This window comes from Pseudomonas sp. B21-021 (genome assembly GCF_024749205.1).
GTDB lineage: Bacteria > Pseudomonadota > Gammaproteobacteria > Pseudomonadales > Pseudomonadaceae > Aquipseudomonas > Aquipseudomonas paraglycinae.
In genome coordinates this window covers 5,021,502-5,037,889 of record NZ_CP087192.1, presented here as the reverse complement: position 1 = coordinate 5,037,889, position 16,388 = coordinate 5,021,502, and the positions used below count along the sequence as shown (strand labels likewise).

12 protein-coding genes are annotated in these 16,388 nt (G+C 61.9%); 2 read left to right on the top strand and 10 right to left on the bottom strand.

The features are described from left to right. Window positions 1-2: 2 nt before the first annotated feature. The 9 genes from LOY31_RS22585 to arcD (LOY31_RS22545) form a co-directional block, all read right to left on the bottom strand. On the bottom strand, window positions 3-1,379 hold the full coding sequence (locus LOY31_RS22585; RefSeq protein ID WP_258712243.1) for an L-serine ammonia-lyase: 1,377 nt from the start codon (window positions 1,377-1,379) through the stop codon (window positions 3-5). A gap of 191 nt (window positions 1,380-1,570) precedes the next feature. Beyond that, window positions 1,571-4,423, bottom strand: coding sequence for an aminomethyl-transferring glycine dehydrogenase (gene gcvP, locus LOY31_RS22580; RefSeq protein WP_258712242.1), 2,853 nt, complete (start codon window positions 4,421-4,423; stop codon window positions 1,571-1,573). A 10-nt stretch (window positions 4,424-4,433) separates the two neighbouring features. After that, window positions 4,434-4,817 (bottom strand): glycine cleavage system protein GcvH, encoded by a 384-nt coding sequence (gcvH, locus tag LOY31_RS22575; protein ID WP_007951190.1) that lies wholly within the window; start codon window positions 4,815-4,817, stop codon window positions 4,434-4,436. Window positions 4,818-5,243: 426 nt separating this feature from the next. Then, window positions 5,244-6,752, bottom strand: a complete 1,509-nt coding sequence (locus LOY31_RS22570; protein WP_039766033.1) for a sigma-54-dependent transcriptional regulator — start codon at window positions 6,750-6,752, stop codon at window positions 5,244-5,246. A 198-nt stretch (window positions 6,753-6,950) separates the two neighbouring features. Next, the gene (locus LOY31_RS22565) at window positions 6,951-7,313 is read right to left on the bottom strand and encodes a DUF5064 family protein (protein ID WP_115078975.1); all 363 of its coding nucleotides are present in this window, start codon (window positions 7,311-7,313) and stop codon (window positions 6,951-6,953) included. A gap of 62 nt (window positions 7,314-7,375) precedes the next feature. After that, complete coding sequence (gene arcC / locus LOY31_RS22560) at window positions 7,376-8,305, bottom strand: carbamate kinase (RefSeq protein WP_007951187.1); 930 nt, start codon at window positions 8,303-8,305, stop codon at window positions 7,376-7,378. A gap of 142 nt (window positions 8,306-8,447) precedes the next feature. Beyond that, window positions 8,448-9,458 (bottom strand): ornithine carbamoyltransferase, encoded by a 1,011-nt coding sequence (locus LOY31_RS22555; RefSeq protein ID WP_007951186.1) that lies wholly within the window; start codon window positions 9,456-9,458, stop codon window positions 8,448-8,450. Between the two features lie 69 nt (window positions 9,459-9,527). Further along, a complete protein-coding gene (gene arcA, locus LOY31_RS22550; RefSeq protein ID WP_258712241.1) occupies window positions 9,528-10,784 on the bottom strand; it encodes an arginine deiminase in 1,257 nt (418 codons plus the stop codon). Window positions 10,785-10,818: 34 nt separating this feature from the next. Then, window positions 10,819-12,246 carry an arginine-ornithine antiporter gene (gene arcD / locus LOY31_RS22545; protein ID WP_085606595.1) on the bottom strand — a complete coding sequence of 476 codons (1,428 nt, stop codon included), beginning with the start codon at window positions 12,244-12,246 and terminating at the stop codon, window positions 10,819-10,821. A gap of 450 nt (window positions 12,247-12,696) precedes the next feature. On the opposite strand from arcD (LOY31_RS22545), the gene arcD (LOY31_RS22540) reads away from it, so the two are divergent. Further along, entirely contained in the window at window positions 12,697-14,124 is a 1,428-nt protein-coding gene (arcD, locus tag LOY31_RS22540; protein ID WP_258712240.1) for an arginine-ornithine antiporter, read from the top strand. Further along, a complete protein-coding gene (locus LOY31_RS22535) occupies window positions 14,121-14,972 on the top strand; it encodes a DNA-3-methyladenine glycosylase (protein ID WP_258712239.1) in 852 nt (283 codons plus the stop codon). Before arcD (LOY31_RS22540) ends, LOY31_RS22535 begins: the two co-directional genes overlap by 4 nt. Window positions 14,973-14,985: 13 nt before the next feature. On the opposite strand, the gene LOY31_RS22530 is transcribed toward LOY31_RS22535, so the two are convergent. Next, the gene (locus LOY31_RS22530; RefSeq protein WP_258712238.1) at window positions 14,986-16,335 is read right to left on the bottom strand and encodes a CoA transferase; all 1,350 of its coding nucleotides are present in this window, start codon (window positions 16,333-16,335) and stop codon (window positions 14,986-14,988) included. Window positions 16,336-16,388 lie beyond the last annotated feature (53 nt).

Sequence of the window (16,388 nt, the reverse complement as noted above, 5' to 3'; positions counted from 1 at the left end):
GATCAACACTCGATAATGTTGACCGCCAGACCGCCACGGGCGGTCTCCTTGTATTTGCTTTTCATGTCGGCGCCGGTCTGGCGCATGGTGCGGATGACCTTGTCGAGGGAGACGAAGTGCTGCCCGTCTCCGCGCATGGCCATGCGCACGGCGTTGATTGCCTTGACCGAGCCCATGGCGTTGCGTTCGATGCACGGCACCTGTACCAGCCCGCCAATCGGGTCGCAGGTCAGGCCGAGGTTGTGTTCCATGCCGATTTCAGCGGCGTTTTCGACTTGTTGCACGCTGCCGCCGAGGACTTCGCACAACGCACCGGCCGCCATTGAACAGGCCACGCCGACCTCGCCCTGACAGCCGACTTCGGCGCCGGAGATCGAGGCGTTTTCCTTGTACAGAATGCCGATGGCCGCGGCGGTGAGCAGGAAACGCACCACGCCGTCATCGTTCGCGCCGGGAATGAAGCGCATGTAGTAATGCAGCACCGCAGGAATGATCCCCGCCGCGCCATTGGTCGGTGCCGTGACCACGCGCCCGCCGTTGGCGTTTTCTTCGTTGACGGCCAGGGCGTAGAGGTTGACCCAGTCCAGCACCGACAGCGGATCGCGCAGCGACGATTCCGGGTTCTTGCACAGTTGCCGGTGCAACGCCGCCGCCCGCCGCTTGACCTTGAGGCCACCCGGCAGAATGCCTTCGTTGCGACAGCCGGCAGCCACGCAGTCCTGCATCACTTGCCAGATTTTCAGCAGACCGGCGCGGGTTTCCGCTTCCGGGCGCCAGGCGCTTTCATTGGTCAGCATCACCTGGCTGATCGACAGACCATAGGTGGCGCAGTGACCGAGCAAGTCCTTGGCACTTTTGAACGGGAAGGTCAGCGGGGTGGCGTCTTCGACGATGCGGTCGGCGCCGGCCGCGTCTTCGTCGACCACAAAACCGCCGCCGACCGAGTAGTACTCGCGGCTGCGGATCTGCAATCCCGCCGCATCGAAGGCACGGAAGATCATGCCGTTGGGGTGATAGGCCAACGGCTTGCGGATCATTGCCAGGTGTTCTTTCTCGTTGAACGCAATGCTGTGCTCACCGAGCAGGTTCAAACGCCCGTTGCCACGAATCTCCGAGAGGCGGGCGGCGACGGTTTCGGTATCCACGGTGTCCGGGTGTTCACCTTCCAGGCCCAGCAGCACGGCCTTGTCGCTGCCGTGGCCCTTGCCGGTGGCGCCGAGGGATCCATACAACTCGACCCTGACGCTGGTGGTGGCCGACAACAGGTTTTCCCGACGCAGGCCTTCGACGAAGCGCGCAGCTGCGCACATCGGGCCGACGGTGTGGGAGCTGGAGGGGCCGATGCCAATCTTGAACAGGTCGAACACGCTTAACGACATGGTTGTTCTCCGGTTTCTTGTTATAGGAATTGGCGGGATTTCAGGCTTGATGCATTTCCTTGTGGGAGTGAGCTTGCTCGCGAAAACGGAGTGCCAGTCGGCTGATCTGCCGCTTTCGCGAGCAAGCTCGCTCCCACAGGGTTTTGTGGTGTTCTTGAAGTTGGGGGCGTGGTGGCCGCCCCCTCATTCGTTTAAGCGTAGCTTTCGATCGACGGGCAGGCGCAGACCAGGTTGCGGTCGCCGAACACGTTGTCGACGCGACCGACCGGCGGCCAGTACTTGCCTTCGATCAACGACGCCACCGGGTACACCGCTTGTTCGCGGCTGTACGGGTGAGTCCACTCGCCGACCAGCTCTGCCGCAGTGTGCGGAGCGTTCTTCAGCGGGTTGTCGTCCTTGTCCAGGGTGCCGTTTTCCACCGCGCGGATTTCTTCGCGGATGCGGATCATGGCGTCGCAGAAGCGGTCCAGTTCTTCCTTGGATTCGCTTTCGGTCGGCTCGATCATCAGCGTGCCGGCCACCGGGAACGACATGGTCGGGGCGTGGAAACCGAAGTCGATCAGGCGCTTGGCCACGTCATCGACGCTGATGCCGCTGCTGTCTTTCAGCGGACGCAGATCGAGGATGCACTCGTGCGCCACCAGACCGTTGCTGCCGGTGTACAGCACTGGGTAGTGCTCTTCCAGGCGACGGGAAATGTAGTTGGCATTGAGGATCGCCAGCTGCGAAGCGCGCTTCAGGCCTGCGCCACCCATCATGCGAATGTACATCCAGGTGATCGGCAGAATGCTCGCGCTGCCGAACGGTGCTGCGCAGACCGCGCCTTCCTTGCGTTCCATGTGGCCGTGGCCCGGCAGGAACGGAGTCAGGTGCGATTTCACGCCGATCGGGCCGACGCCCGGGCCGCCACCGCCGTGCGGAATGCAGAAGGTCTTGTGCAGGTTCAGGTGCGAGACGTCGCCGCCGAACTTGCCCGGTGCGCAGAGGCCGACCATCGCGTTCATGTTGGCGCCGTCGATGTACACCTGGCCGCCGTTGTCATGAATGATGCCGCAGATTTCGCGGATGCCTTCTTCGAACACGCCGTGGGTCGACGGGTAAGTGATCATCAGCGCCGCGAGGTGTTCGCGGTGCTCGATGGCCTTGGCGCGCAGGTCTTCGATGTCCACGTTGCCACGGGCGTCGCACGCGGTCACGACCACGCGCATGCCGGCCATGTTGGCGGTCGCCGGGTTGGTGCCGTGGGCGGACGACGGGATCAGGCAGATGTCGCGACGGTCTTCGCCACGGCTCTGGTGATAGGCGCGAATCGCCAGCAGACCTGCGTACTCACCCTGGGAACCGGCGTTCGGTTGCAGCGAGATCGAGTCGTAACCGGTGGCGGCGCAGAGCATCGCTTCCAGTTCGTCGGTCAGTTGCTGGTAACCGGCGCTTTGCTCGGCCGGGGCGAACGGGTGCAGCGCGCCGAATTCGGCCCAGGTCACCGGGATCATTTCGCTGGCGGCGTTGAGTTTCATGGTGCACGAGCCCAGCGGGATCATGGTGCGATCCAGTGCCAGGTCCTTGTCCGCCAGTTTGCGCAGGTAGCGCATCAGCTCGGTTTCCGAGTGATAACGGTTGAAGACCGGATGGCTGAGGATCGGCGACTGACGCACCAGTGCGGCTGGAATCGTGCTTTGCGCGGCAGCTGCGAGAGCAGCGAAATCCGGCATCGTTTTGCCGTCGGCGAACAGGCCCCACAGGGTTTCGATGTCGGCCTGGGTGGTGGTTTCGTCGACCGACAGGCCCAGACGCTGGGCATCGATCACCCGCAGGTTGATCTGTTGGGCGCGGGCCTTGTCATGCAGCGCGGAGGTTTGCGCGCCGGTGGCCAGGGTCAGGGTGTCGAAGAAGCTGGCTTGCTCGACGGTCACGCCCAGTGCGCTCAGGCCCTTGGCCAGGATCGCGGTCAGGTGATGCACGCGGTTGGCGATCTGGGTCAGGCCTTTAGGGCCGTGGTACACGGCGTACATGCTGGCGATGTTGGCCAGCAGCACTTGTGCGGTGCAGATGTTCGACGTGGCTTTCTCGCGGCGGATGTGTTGCTCGCGGGTCTGCATCGCCAGACGCAGGGCCGGCTTGCCGAAGCGGTCAACCGAAACACCGACCAGACGGCCCGGCATGTCGCGCTTGAACGCATCTTTGGTGGAGAAGTAAGCCGCGTGCGGGCCACCGAAGCCCAGCGGCACGCCGAAACGTTGGGCGCTGCCGATGGCTACGTCGGCGCCGAATTCGCCCGGCGGGGTCAGCAGAGTCAGGGCCAGCAGGTCGGCGGCCACAGCGACCAGCGCGTTGGCGGCGTGGAAGCGCTCGGTCAGTTCGCGGTAGTCGAACACATCACCGTTGCTGGCCGGGTATTGCAGCAGCGCGCCGAAGAACGGCGTCACGTCGGTCAGTTCGCGCTCATCGCCCACGACCACGTCGATACCCAGCGGCTCGGCACGGGTGCGCAGTACGTCGAGGGTTTGCGGGTGGCTGTGGATCGAGGCGAAGAATTGGTGGCTGCCCTTGTTCTTGCTCAGGCGTTTGCAGAAGGTCATGGCTTCGGCAGCGGCGGTGGCTTCGTCGAGCAGGGAGGCGTTGGCGATCGGCAGACCGGTGAGGTCGCTGATCAGGGTCTGGAAGTTCAGCAGCGCTTCGAGACGGCCCTGGGAGATTTCTGGCTGGTACGGGGTGTAGGCGGTGTACCAGGCCGGGTTTTCCAGCAGGTTGCGCAGGATCGGCGATGGCGTGTGGCAGTTGTAGTAGCCCTGGCCGATGTAGGTCTTGAACAGCTGGTTCTTGCCGGCGATGCCTTTGATCATCGCCAGGGCATCGGCTTCGCTCAGGCCATCGTCGAGGCCGAGTACGCTGGTGCCCTTGATGCTTTCCGGAATGACGCTGGCGCTCAGGGCTTCGAGCGAATCGAAACCGAGGCTGTTGAGCATGGCTTGCTCGTCACCGGCGCGCGGGCCGATGTGACGGGCGATGAATTCGTTGGCGGTGCCGAGATTTACTTGGGTCATGTCAGGTTCCTCAGGCTTCGGCTTGGGCTTTGATCAGGCGGTCGTAGGCGTCCTGATCCAGCAGCTTGGCGACGGCAGAAGCGTCGGCCGGCTTGAAGCGGAAGAACCAGCCTTCGCCCAGCGGGTCTTCGTTCACCAGCTCAGGGCTGTCTTCCAGGGCCGGGTTGGTTGCCAGGACTTCACCGTCCAGTGGCATGTAAACGCCGCTGGCGGCTTTTACCGATTCCACGGTGGCGGCTTCGGCGCCTTTCTCGTACGCCTGCAATTCAGGCAGTTGCACGAACACCACGTCGCCCAGGGCGTTCTGCGCGAAAGCGGTGATGCCAACGGTGACAGAACCATCGGCTTCGGCGCGCAGCCATTCGTGATCTTCAGTAAAACGCAACTCGCTCATGGAATCTCCTAGGGGCCAGACTCGTCTGGTGGACGCGGTGGAATACTCGGGCGGCAATGCCCTGATTTTATGAGCGGTTACTTAGCAAGAACGCGGCCAACGTAAAAATACCGTTATAAATCAATGGCTTGATTGGTTTGTGGGCGAGCGCGATCAGATTGGCTGTAGCGAAATCGCTACAGCCTGAGGCAAAGAAAAAAGCTGAACCGGATCAAAGCCTTGCACAGCGGTGATCGGAGGGGGGTGTAGCGATATCGTTCCGCTGTAGCGCTTTCAGTACAGATGGAGGTCGCTTTTGAACCCCCTGTGGGAGCGGGCTTGCTCGCGAAGGCGTTAGATCAGTCGACATCAATGTTGAATGACACACCGCATTCGTCGGATCGCCGCCCGGAGCAAGCCCGCTCCCACATTTTTGACCGCGCTCGACTACGGTTTGTTGGGGATGCCGTACTTGCGCAGCCGATGGGCAATTGCCGTGTGCGAGGTTTGCAGGCGGCTGGCCAGTTGGCGGGTCGAGGGGTAGCTGACGTAGAGTTTTTCCAGCAGCGATTTCTCGAACGCTTCCACGGCTTCTTCGAGGCTGTCGACGTCAGTGTCGGTCTGGCGCGCCACCGAGGTGCCGGCGATGTCGAGGTCACCGATGTCTACCAGGCTGCTTTCGCAGATCGCGGCGGCGCGGAAGATCACGTTCTGCAATTGCCGCACGTTGCCTGGCCAGCGGTTGCCGAGCAGCGCCGGATAGGTGCCGGGCGCGAGCCGGCAAACCGGGCGCTGGATCTGCGCGCAGGCCTGCTGCATGAAATAGCGCGCCAGCAACAGAATGTCCTGACCGCGTTCGCGCAACGGCGGCACTTCGACGTTGAGCACGTTGAGGCGGTAGAACAGGTCTTCGCGGAACAGGCCTTCGCTGACCATTTTCTCCAGGTCGCGGTGGGTGGCGCTGAGAATCCGCACGTTGACCTTCACCTCACGATCGCCACCGACCCGACGGAAGCTGCCGTCGTTGAGAAAACGCAGCAGTTTGGCCTGCAAGTACGGCGACATCTCGCCGATCTCATCGAGGAACACCGTGCCTTGGTTGGCCAGTTCCATCAGCCCCGGTTTGCCGCCGCGTTGTGCGCCGGTGAAGGCGCCGGGTGCGTAGCCGAACAGTTCGCTCTCGGCGAGGTTCTCCGGCAGGGCCGCGCAGTTCAGTGCGAGGAATGGCGCACTGTGCCGGGCGCTGATGGCGTGGCAGGCGCGGGCCACCAGTTCCTTGCCGGTGCCGGTTTCGCCCTGGATCAGTAGCGGCGCATCGAGGGCCGCCACCCGCTGCGCGCGGGCCTTGAGTGTGCGGATTGGCGGCGATTCACCGAGCAGCGCATCGAAACCTTCGGCGTGATCGTGATGCAGCGCCGAGAGTTGTTCGCCGATGCGGTTCGGTTGATACAGGGTGAGCAGAGCGCCGGCGTCGGTGATCGGCGTGGCGTCCAGCAACAGGGTCTGGCCGTTGACGGTGATTTCCCGCAGCGGCAGGCGGAAGCCTTGTTCAAGCAGGGTTTCGAGCAGGCCCGGATCGTTGAACAGTTCCGAGACGCTTTCGCCCGCCGGCTCGCGACCGTACAGGGCGATCAGTGCCGGGTTGGCCAGCAGCACTTTGCCGGCGCTGTCCAGCGCCAGTACCGGGTCGGTCATCGCCGCGAGCAACGCATCGAGCTGCAAGTGCCGACGTTGGCCGGGCAGGATGTCGACCACGGTTACTGCTTCTACACCACGCACGCGAAACAGCGCATCTTTCAGTTCTTCGAGCACTTGCGGGCTCAACGTCGGGGCGTCGATGTAGACGTTGGGCGGGATCATCTCCACCGCATCCAGATTGAGATTGCGCCCGCCGAGGATAGCCAGGACTTCCTGGGTGATGCCGACGCGGTCGATGAAGCTGACGTGGATACGCATGGGGCGGTTCTGGGTTCTGGAGTGCGGAGGGGGGCAAGTATGCCTTGGGGCGGGGAAATGGTGAAATCTGCGTCCTGCGCTGATCGTTCCCACGCTCCTGCGTGGGAATGCATCCCGTGACGCTCTGCGTCACAGTGGACGCGGAGCGTCCATGGCGGCGTTCCCACGCAGAGCGTGGGAACGATAATTAGAAAAGGGTTACTCGAAATGCTCGGGATTGACCGGATCCCCGGATTTCATATTCAACTTCATGCGGATGTCTTCAAACATCAAATCGTAATGCTTGTGCACCGAGCCAATCTGGCTGTGGCTCTTGGGGATCCCGTACTTTTCGGCAATCTGCGTCACGTTGCGAGCGAAGTTGTAGGCCTCCTCCTTCGGCAGGAAGAAGGGCTCGTTGACCTCTTTGCCCTGGATGGTGCCAACCAGCCGGAATTGTATCCCCTTGCCTTTTTGCGGGTCCTGCGACACTTCGTATTCGAGGCGGATGTTGTAGTTGACGTCATCTTGGGTCAACGCATGCCGCTCGATATGCAAATGACCGGGTTCGAACTGGGCCATGGTTTTCTCCTTTCAAGGCATGGGAGAAGGGCAGACCTGAGGTCTGCCCCCGGAGTTTCTTTTTATCGGTAGGTGATGCCCGGCGCTGCCGTGCTGACCCGCGTACCCGCGGTGCCCTGGACGATGGCTTCGATGTCCGAGAGCGAACCGATCACCGCGACCTTGCCAGTATGGCGCGCAAATTCACAGGCTGCCTGCACCTTCGGCCCCATGGAGCCGGCGGCGAAGCCCAGCCGTTCGAGTTCGTCCGGGTGGGCCTGGGCGATGGCTTTCTCGGTCGGTTTTTTGAAGTCGATGTACGCCGCGTTGACGTCGGTGGCGATCACCAGCAAATCCGCTTCCAGCTGTTCGGCCAGCAGCGCCGAGCACAGGTCCTTGTCGATCACCGCTTCGATGCCTTGCAGCTTGCCGTGCGCGCCATACATGGTCGGAATGCCGCCACCGCCGGCGCAGATCACGATGCTGCCCTTGTCCAGCAGCCACTTGATCGGGCGGATTTCGAAGATGCGTTTCGGCCGGGGACTGGCGACCACGCGGCGGAACTTGTCGCCGTCCGGGGCGATGGCCCAGCCTTTTTCGGCGGCGAGTTTTTCTGCTTCGGCTTTCTCGTAGACCGGGCCGATCGGTTTGGTCGGGTTCTTGAAGGCCGGGTCGTTGGCGTCGACTTCGACCTGGGTGAGCAGGGTGGCGAACGGGACTTCGAAGTCCAGCAGGTTGCCCAGTTCCTGTTCGATGATGTAGCCGATCATGCCTTCGGTTTCGGCACCGAGCACGTCCAGCGGGTAAGGAGTGACGGAAGTGTAGGCCGCTGCCTGCAACGACAGCAGGCCGACTTGCGGGCCATTGCCGTGGGCGATGACCAGTTGGTTGCCGGGATGGATCTTGGCGATTTGCTCGGTGGCGATGCGGATGTTGGCGCGCTGGTTGTCAGCGGTCATCGGCTCACCACGGCGGAGCAGGGCGTTACCGCCCAGAGCTACGACGATACGCATGGTGCATGTCCTTTTTTCGTGTTGATCGTTCCCACGCTCCGCGTGGGAATGCATCCCGTGACGCTCTGCGTCACAGCGGACGCGGAGCGTCCGTGGCGGCATTCCCACGCAGAGCGTGGGAACGATCAGTGCCAAAGTCGGGTTACAGATCAGCCAGGGTCGACACCAGAATCGCCTTGATGGTGTGCATGCGGTTTTCCGCTTGCTCGAAGGCGATGCAGGCAGGCGACTCGAACACGTCGTCGGTCACTTCGATGCCGTTTTTCAGGTGCGGATACTGTTCGGCGATCTGTTTGCCGACCTTGGTATCGCTGTTGTGAAACGCCGGCAGGCAGTGCATGAACTTGGTGCGCGGGTTGCCGGTGGCTTTCATCAGCTCGGCGTTGACCTGATACGGCAGCAGTTGCTGGATACGCTCGGCCCAGGCTTCCACCGGCTCGCCCATCGATACCCAGACGTCGGTGTGGATGAAGTCCACGCCTTTGACCGCAGCTTTCGGGTCTTCGGTCAGGGTGATGCGGGCGCCGCTTTCCTCTGCGTATTTCTTGCAGCGATCGACCAGATCATCGTGGGGCCACAGGGCTTTCGGCGCGCAGATGCGCACGTCCATGCCGAGTTTGGCGCCGACCAGCAGCAGCGAGTTGCCCATGTTGTTGCGCGCGTCGCCCAGGTAGGCGTAGCTGATCTCGTGGATCGGCTTGTCGGCGTGCTCACGCATGGTCAGCACGTCGGCGATCATCTGGGTCGGGTGATATTCATCGGTCAGGCCGTTGAACACCGGTACGCCAGCGAACTTGGCCAGCTCTTCGACGATTTCCTGCTTGAAGCCACGGTACTCGATGGCGTCGTACATGCGACCCAGCACGCGGGCTGTGTCCTTCATGCTTTCCTTGTGACCGATCTGCGAAGAGTTCGGATCGATGTAGGTGACGTTGGCGCCCTGGTCATAAGCGGCGACTTCGAACGCGCAGCGGGTGCGGGTCGAGGTTTTTTCGAAGATCAGGGCGATGTTGTTGCCCTTCAGGTGTTGTTGCTCGGTGCCGGTGTACTTGGCGCGCTTGAGGTCGCGGGACAGGTCGAGCAGGTAACGCAGCTCACGTGGGGTGTGGTGTTCCAGGCTGAGCAGGTTACGGTTGTGAATGTTGAACGCCATGATGATTCTCCTTGGATTCGGTAATCGGCCCGGCCGCGACAGGGTCAGTGCGGCCGGGGAGATGGTCGTTTAGTAGTCGATTGGGTCGCGCACGATCGGGCAGGTCATGCAGTGGCCGCCACCACGGCCACGGCCCAGTTCGCCGGCGCTGATGGTGATGACCTCCACCCCCGCCTTGCGCAGCAGGGTGTTGGTGTAGGTGTTGCGGTCGTAGCCGATGACCACGCCCGGCTCCACGGCCACCACGTTGTTGCCGTCATCCCATTGCTCGCGTTCGGCGGCGAAGCTGTTGCCGCCGGTTTCGACGACGCGCAGTTTCGGCAGGTTGAGGGCTTTGGCCACGACGTCGAGGAACGTGCCTTCTTCGCGACGGATGTCGATGCCGCCCTGTTTGCTTTCGTCAGAGCGCAGTGTGAAGGCGACGATCTGGTTGACCACTTCCGGGAAGATCGTGACGAGGTCGCGGTCGCAGAAGCTGAATACGGTGTCCAGGTGCATCGCCGCACGGGACTTCGGCAGGCCGGCGACGATGACTTTTTCCACGGCCTTGTTCTTGAACAGGTTCAGCGCCAGTTGGCCGATGGCCTGACGCGACGAACGTTCGCCCATGCCGATCAGGACGACGCCGTTGCCGATTGGCATCACGTCGCCGCCTTCGAGGGTCGAGCTGCCGTGATCCTTGTCCGGGTCGCCGTACCAGATCTCGAAATCGGCGTTGGTGAACTGCGGATGGAATTTGTAGATGGCGGTGGTCAGCAGCGTTTCCTGACGACGCGCCGGCCAGTACATCGGGTTCAGCGTCACGCCACCGTAGATCCAGCAGGTGGTGTCGCGGGTGAACTGGGTGTTCGGCAGCGGCGGCAGGATGAAGCTGGAGTGGCCGAGGAAGTCGCGGAACATCTGGATGGTCTTGCCACCGAAGCTGTCCGGCAGGTCATCGGCGGACACGCCGCCGATCAGGAACTCGGCGATGTGTCGCGGCTCCAGGCTTTTCAGCCAGGATTTGACTTCGTTGATCAGGCCCAGGCCCACCGAATCGGCGGTGACCTTGCGCTCGAGGATCCAGTCCAGCGCTTCGGGGATGGCGACGATGTCGGTCAGCAGGTTGTGCATTTCCAGCACGTCGATCCCGCGCTCACGCATCTTGGTCACGAAGTCGAAGTGGTCGCGCTTGGCCTGGGCAACCCACAGCACGTCGTCGAACAGCAGTTCATCGCAGTTGTTCGGGGTCAGCCGCTGATGGGCCAGACCTGGGGAGCAAACCATGACTTTGCGCAGTTTGCCGGCTTCGGAATGGACGCCGTACTTAGCTTTTTCCGTGGTCATTTCAGTGATCCTCCAGAGTGAAAACGTTGGGCAATTACAGAGTCAGGAAGCCGTCATACAGTCCGTAGGCTGCCACCAGGGCGCCCACGACCACTGCGGCGAAAATCAGCTTCTCGACGTTGGTGAAAACCGGTTGTTTGAGTTCGAGCTTGGCCTTGGCGAACAGGATCGCGCCGGGCGCATAGAGCAGGGCCGACAGCAGCAGGTACTTCACGCCACCGGCGTAGAGCAGCCACACCGCGTAGATCAGGGCGATGGCGCCGATGATCAGGTCCTTGCGCCGTTCGGCCGCGAAGCCTTCGTAGCTTTCGCCGCGCACCGCCAGCAGCAGGGCATAGGCCGCCGACCACAGGTACGGCACCAGAATCATCGAAGTGGCGAGGTAGATCAGCGACAGGTAAGTGCTGGCCGAGAACAGGGTGATGATCAGGAACAGCTGCACCATCGCGTTGGTCAGCCACAGGGCGTTGACCGGCACGTGGTTGGCGTTCTCCTTGCGCAGGAACTCCGGCATGGTGTGGTCCTTGGCGGCGGCGAACATGATCTCCGCACACAGCAGCACCCACGACAGCAACGCCCCCAGCAGCGAGATGATCAGACCGACGCTGATCAGCACCGCGCCCCAGTGACCGACCACGTGCTCAAGCACGGCGGCCATCGACGGGTTCTGCAGTTTGGCCAGTTCCGGCTGGGTCATGATGCCCAGCGACAGCACGTTCACCAGCACCAGGAACAGCAGCACGGTGATGAACCCGATCACGGTCGCCTTGCCGACGTCCGAACGCTTTTCCGCCCGGGCCGAGAAGATGCTCGCGCCTTCGATGCCGATGAACACCCACACGGTGACTAGCATCATGTTGCGCACCTGGTTCATCACGCTGCCCAGGTCCGGGTTTTTCACGCCCCAGATGTCGGCGGTGAAGATGTCCAGTTTGAAGGCGAAGACCGCGATCAGCACGAACAGCAGCAACGGCACGACCTTGGCGACGGTGGTCACGAGGTTGATGAACGCCGCTTCCTTGATCCCGCGCAGCACCAGAAAGTGCACGCCCCACAACAGGACAGAGGCGCCGATCACGGCTGCAACAGTGTTGCCTTCACCGAAAACCGGGAAGAAGTAACCGAGGGTACTGAACAGCAGAACGAAGTAACCGACGTTGCCCAGCCAGGCACTGATCCAGTAACCCCAGGCCGAGGAGAAACCCATGTAATCGCCGAAACCGGCCTTGGCGTAGGCGTAGACACCGCCGTCCAGGTCAGGCTTGCGATTGGCGAGGGTTTGAAAGACGAAAGCGAGGGTGAGCATGCCGACAGCGGTGATGGCCCAGCCAATCAGTACCGCGCCGACGTCGGCACTGGCGGCCATGTTTTGTGGCAAAGAGAATATCCCGCCACCGATCATTGAACCGACTACCAATGCAACCAGTGCACCTAGTCGTAGTTTTCCGGGAGCTTCAGACATTGCATGACTCCATTGCAGGAGAGAAGAGTTCACAGCGTAGTTCTGTTGGCTTTTCAAACAGCTGACTTAGATCAGTGCATAGTCACATTCCATTGTTAATGAATGACTTATGAAACGTCTGGAGGCATAAAGCTATTGTCTGGAAGGCCCGTCCTAGAGGCGTTTTGTAAAAAGTGGTTAAGAATGGATCCTATTACTTTCGAATTATCACGCTAGTTCCTTTTCAGGTTTTGGCAAATTTTTCACCGCTGTTTTCAGTACAGAATTGATTTATTAGGATTCGCGCACAAAACTGTCTGAGCGTGCTAGGGCGTTAGCGCCAATGGCTATATATAAAAGGCGCAAGTTGGCGTTATTCAATAAACGTCATTACGCTTTATCCATTTAGTTAAAAGCCGGTTGCATAACGGTTTCGCGGCATTCGCCGCTCTGGAACTTGGAGACGCTGGAATGTCGCAACCGACGCAAAAGCTGCGCCTTGGCGCACTGATCGCCCTGGTGGTGGGTTCGATGATTGGCGGGGGGATTTTTTCCCTGCCGCAGAACATGGCAGCCCGGGCCGATGCCGGGGCCATCCTGATCGGCTGGGGCATCACGGCGATCGGCATGCTCACTCTGGCCTTCGTGTTCCAGACCCTGGCCAACCGCAAACCGGAACTGGACTCCGGCGTGTATGCCTACGCCAAGGCCGGGTTTGGCGACTACATGGGCTTCTCTTCGGCGTGGGGTTACTGGATCAGCGCCTGGCTGGGTAACGTCGGGTATTTCGTGTTGCTGTTCAGCACCCTCGGCTACTTCTTTCCGGTGTTCGGTCAGGGCAATACGCCGATTGCCATTGGCTGCGCTTCGGTGCTGCTGTGGGCCGTGCACTTTCTGGTAATGCGCGGGATCAAGGAAGCCGCGCTGATCAATCAGTTGACCACCGTGGCCAAGATCATTCCGCTTATCATGTTCGTGGTCATTGCCGCCGTGGCCTTCAAGGCTGACGTGTTCACCCGCGACATCTGGGGTCGCAGCAACCCGAATTTCGGCGGCGTGATGGATCAGGTGCGCAACATGATGCTGGTCACGGTGTTCGTGTTCATCGGTATCGAAGGCGCCAGCGTTTACTCGGCGCGGGCGGAGAAGCGCTCGGATGTGGGCCGCGCCACGGTGATCGGTTTTATCGGTGTGCTGGCGCTGTTGGTGCTGGTCAACGTGTTGTCGCTGGGGATCATGAGCCAGCCGGAACTGGCGACTTTGCAGAACCCGTCGCTGGCCGCCGTGCTGGAACACATTGTCGGGCCATGGGGCGCGCTGCTGATCAGCGTGGGCCTGGCCATTTCGTTGCTCGGTGCGCTGCTGTCGTGGGCGCTGTTGTGCGCGGAGATCCTGTTTGCCACCGCCAAGGACAACACGATGCCGGCGTTCCTGAAAAAGGAAAACGCCAACCATGTGCCGGTCAACGCGTTGTGGCTGACCAACGTGATGATCCAGATTTTCCTGCTGATCACGCTGTTTTCCGCTGGCACTTATACCAGTCTGATTTACCTCGCCTCGTCGATGATTCTGGTGCCGTATCTGTGGTCGGCAGCCTATGCGGTGTTGCTCAGCGGACGGGGTGAAACCTATGAACATGCCTCCGCCGAACGCACCAAGGATCTGCTGATCGGAGGCATCGCGCTGTGTTACGCGGTGTGGTTGCTGTACGCCGGCGGGGTGAAATACCTGCTGCTGTCGGCGCTGCTGTATGCGCCGGGGGTGATCCTGTTCGCCAAGGCCAAGCATGAGCAGGGCGAGCCGTTGTTCACCACGCTCGAGAAGGGGATTTTCACTTGCGTGATTACCGGGGCCGGGCTCGCGGCTTACGGGTTGTATAGCGGTGTGCTGTCGTTGTGAGGTTACGGCTCGACTGTCAGGGATCCTGTGATTGGCCGGCGATGCTCGGGTTTCTCGCGGCCCGGGCGGTGGCGGGGATGGAGACGGTGGTCGATGGCGTGTATTCGCGCAGCATCGGGTTGAACGGGCTTCACGGCACGGTTTCGGTCTGGCCCGGTGACGGTGATGCGCTGGAGGTGGAACTGGATTTCCCGGATCCGTCGGCGGTTCCCGAGATTGTTGCGCGCTTGCGACGGATGTTTGATCTGGATGCGGATCTGCCGACCATGCAGCGGTATCTGGCAGCAGATCCGCTGCTTGCGCGGCTGATCGCCGAGCGCCCGGGGTTGCGGGTGCCGGGAGCGTGGGATGGTTTGGAGTTGGCGTTTCGGGCGGTGCTGGGACAGCAGATCACTGTGGTCGGAGCGATTCGGCTGGCGGGGAAACTGGTGGCGCAGTATGGCGAGCCTTTGCGTTCTTCAGTGCCGGGGCTGACTCATGTCTTTCCTCAGGCGTCGGTTTTGGCGGTCGCTGATCTGGCGGCGCTGGGGATGCCGAAAAGTCGCGGGCGCACCTTGTCCGGGGTGGCGCAGGCGTCGCTGGACGATCCGCTGCTGTTTGCCTCCGGGACGGCGCGCTTGCTGGCGCTGCACGGGATTGGTGACTGGACGGCGCAGTACATCGCTCTGCGGCAGTTGCGGGATATGGACGGGTTTCCGACTGGCGATGTGGGATTGCTGCGGGCGTTGGAGGTGCTGGAAGGGGAGCGGATGACGGCGCGGGAGTTGTCTGTTCGGGCAGAGGCCTGGCGGCCGTTTCGGGGGTATGCGGCGCAGGTGTTGTGGACGTCTTTGAGCCGTGCGGATTGATATCCGCACGCCTTCAAAACCATTGTGCTGGATGTGAGCCCAACTCGGTCGCCGGCAATGCCCACTGCAACGGCGTTCCTGCGATGCGAAGCGGCGCTTGAAGCCGATGCGCCGGCCCCCAAGGTGTCTGCTCCACCAGCGAGCTTTGATCCTGTGGATTTTCCGGACGCAACGCTTCGTCCGTCCCAGCCCCATGCTCAACCAACAACTTCGCCGTCCGCGCCAGCGACAACCGTGCCGATCCACCTCGACCACTGCGTAACCGTTCAGCCAGCAACCGAATCACACTCGCCGCCATCAGATACCCCGTCGCATGATCCAGCGCCTGCACCGGCAGTGGTGTCGGTTTGTCCGCCTGCTTCCAGCGCTGTCCGGCCTTGGCGATTCCGCTGCTCATCTGCACCAGACTGTCGAAGCCCCGACGGTTCTGCCACGGGCCGCTCCAGCCGTAGGCGTTGAGGCAGACGTCGATCAGCCCCGGCGCCAGTTGTCGGCGGCGTTCGACGCCGAAGCCGAGATGTTCAAGGGCGTCGGCGCGATAGCCGTGCAGCAGAATGTCGGCATCCTTGAGCAGACTTTCGAACACTGCGCGATCTGCCGGCGCATGCAGATCCAGTCGCGCACAACGTTTGCCGAGGGTCACCTCCGGCACCACGCCGGGTTCACTCCAGGTCGGCGGGTCGATGCGCAGCACGTTGGCGCCCAACCCTGCAAGAAAACGGCTGGCGGTCGGGCCGGCCAGTACGCGGGTCAGGTCGAGCACCTTGAGTCCGGCCAATGGCCGCGCCAACGAGCCTTGCCATGATTGATGACTTTCTTCTTTCCCGTCACTGAAATGCACCAAGGGTTCGGCATTCACCGCCAGCCCTTGCGGATGTTTCTGCCACTGTTCCCAACTGCGCATTTCAGCCGCACAACCCTTGGCCTCGACCACCGCTTGCTCCAGATCGGCACTGGCCCATTGCGCGACTTTCGCCGCCATCGCCGCGCGGTCGGCACAGGCGCCGAGCACGCTTTCAGCGGCGGCGCGGTGATGCGGGGCGTTGGTGTGCAGGCGGATCCAGCCGTCTCGGGTTGCGTAGTCGCCGGCCACCGGATCCCACAGCGGCGGCACTTCCCAGCCGATCGGTCGCAGCGAGGTGGCGAACCAGAACGAGGCGAGGCGGCGGTCGACTTCTACGCTGGGCAAGTCGCCGGTTTGCTGCTGAAGGAGTTCGGCGACGGCTTGCCCGGCAGCGGCAATGCTCGCGCAGGCAAGGTCGGTGACGGCAAACGCCGAAGGCAGGGCGCCCTCGGCAGTGAACGGAATCGGCATGGTGGACAAGCCGAGCGCGGCTTGAATGGACGTGAGCAGATCAGTCATCGAAGGCCCTCCGGAAGAGGGCCTGATCATAGTGCAAAAGAATATGGAGTTAG

Bases quoted from the DNA above. Each gene is read 5' to 3' on its own strand.
- LOY31_RS22585 (WP_258712243.1), bottom strand. From the start codon at position 1,379: ATGTCGTTAAGCGTGTTCGACCTGTTCAAGATTGGCATCGGCCCCTCC.
- gcvP (WP_258712242.1), bottom strand. From the start codon at position 4,423: ATGACCCAAGTAAATCTCGGCACCGCCAACGAATTCATCGCCCGTCAC.
- gcvH (WP_007951190.1), bottom strand. From the start codon at position 4,817: ATGAGCGAGTTGCGTTTTACTGAAGATCACGAATGGCTGCGCGCCGAA.
- LOY31_RS22570 (WP_039766033.1), bottom strand. From the start codon at position 6,752: ATGCGTATCCACGTCAGCTTCATCGACCGCGTCGGCATCACCCAGGAA.
- LOY31_RS22565 (WP_115078975.1), bottom strand. From the start codon at position 7,313: ATGGCCCAGTTCGAACCCGGTCATTTGCATATCGAGCGGCATGCGTTG.
- arcC (WP_007951187.1), bottom strand. From the start codon at position 8,305: ATGCGTATCGTCGTAGCTCTGGGCGGTAACGCCCTGCTCCGCCGTGGT.
- LOY31_RS22555 (WP_007951186.1), bottom strand. From the start codon at position 9,458: ATGGCGTTCAACATTCACAACCGTAACCTGCTCAGCCTGGAACACCAC.
- arcA (WP_258712241.1), bottom strand. From the start codon at position 10,784: ATGACCACGGAAAAAGCTAAGTACGGCGTCCATTCCGAAGCCGGCAAA.
- arcD (WP_085606595.1), bottom strand. From the start codon at position 12,246: ATGTCTGAAGCTCCCGGAAAACTACGACTAGGTGCACTGGTTGCATTG.
- arcD (WP_258712240.1), top strand. From the start codon at position 12,697: ATGTCGCAACCGACGCAAAAGCTGCGCCTTGGCGCACTGATCGCCCTG.
- LOY31_RS22530 (WP_258712238.1), bottom strand. From the start codon at position 16,335: ATGACTGATCTGCTCACGTCCATTCAAGCCGCGCTCGGCTTGTCCACC.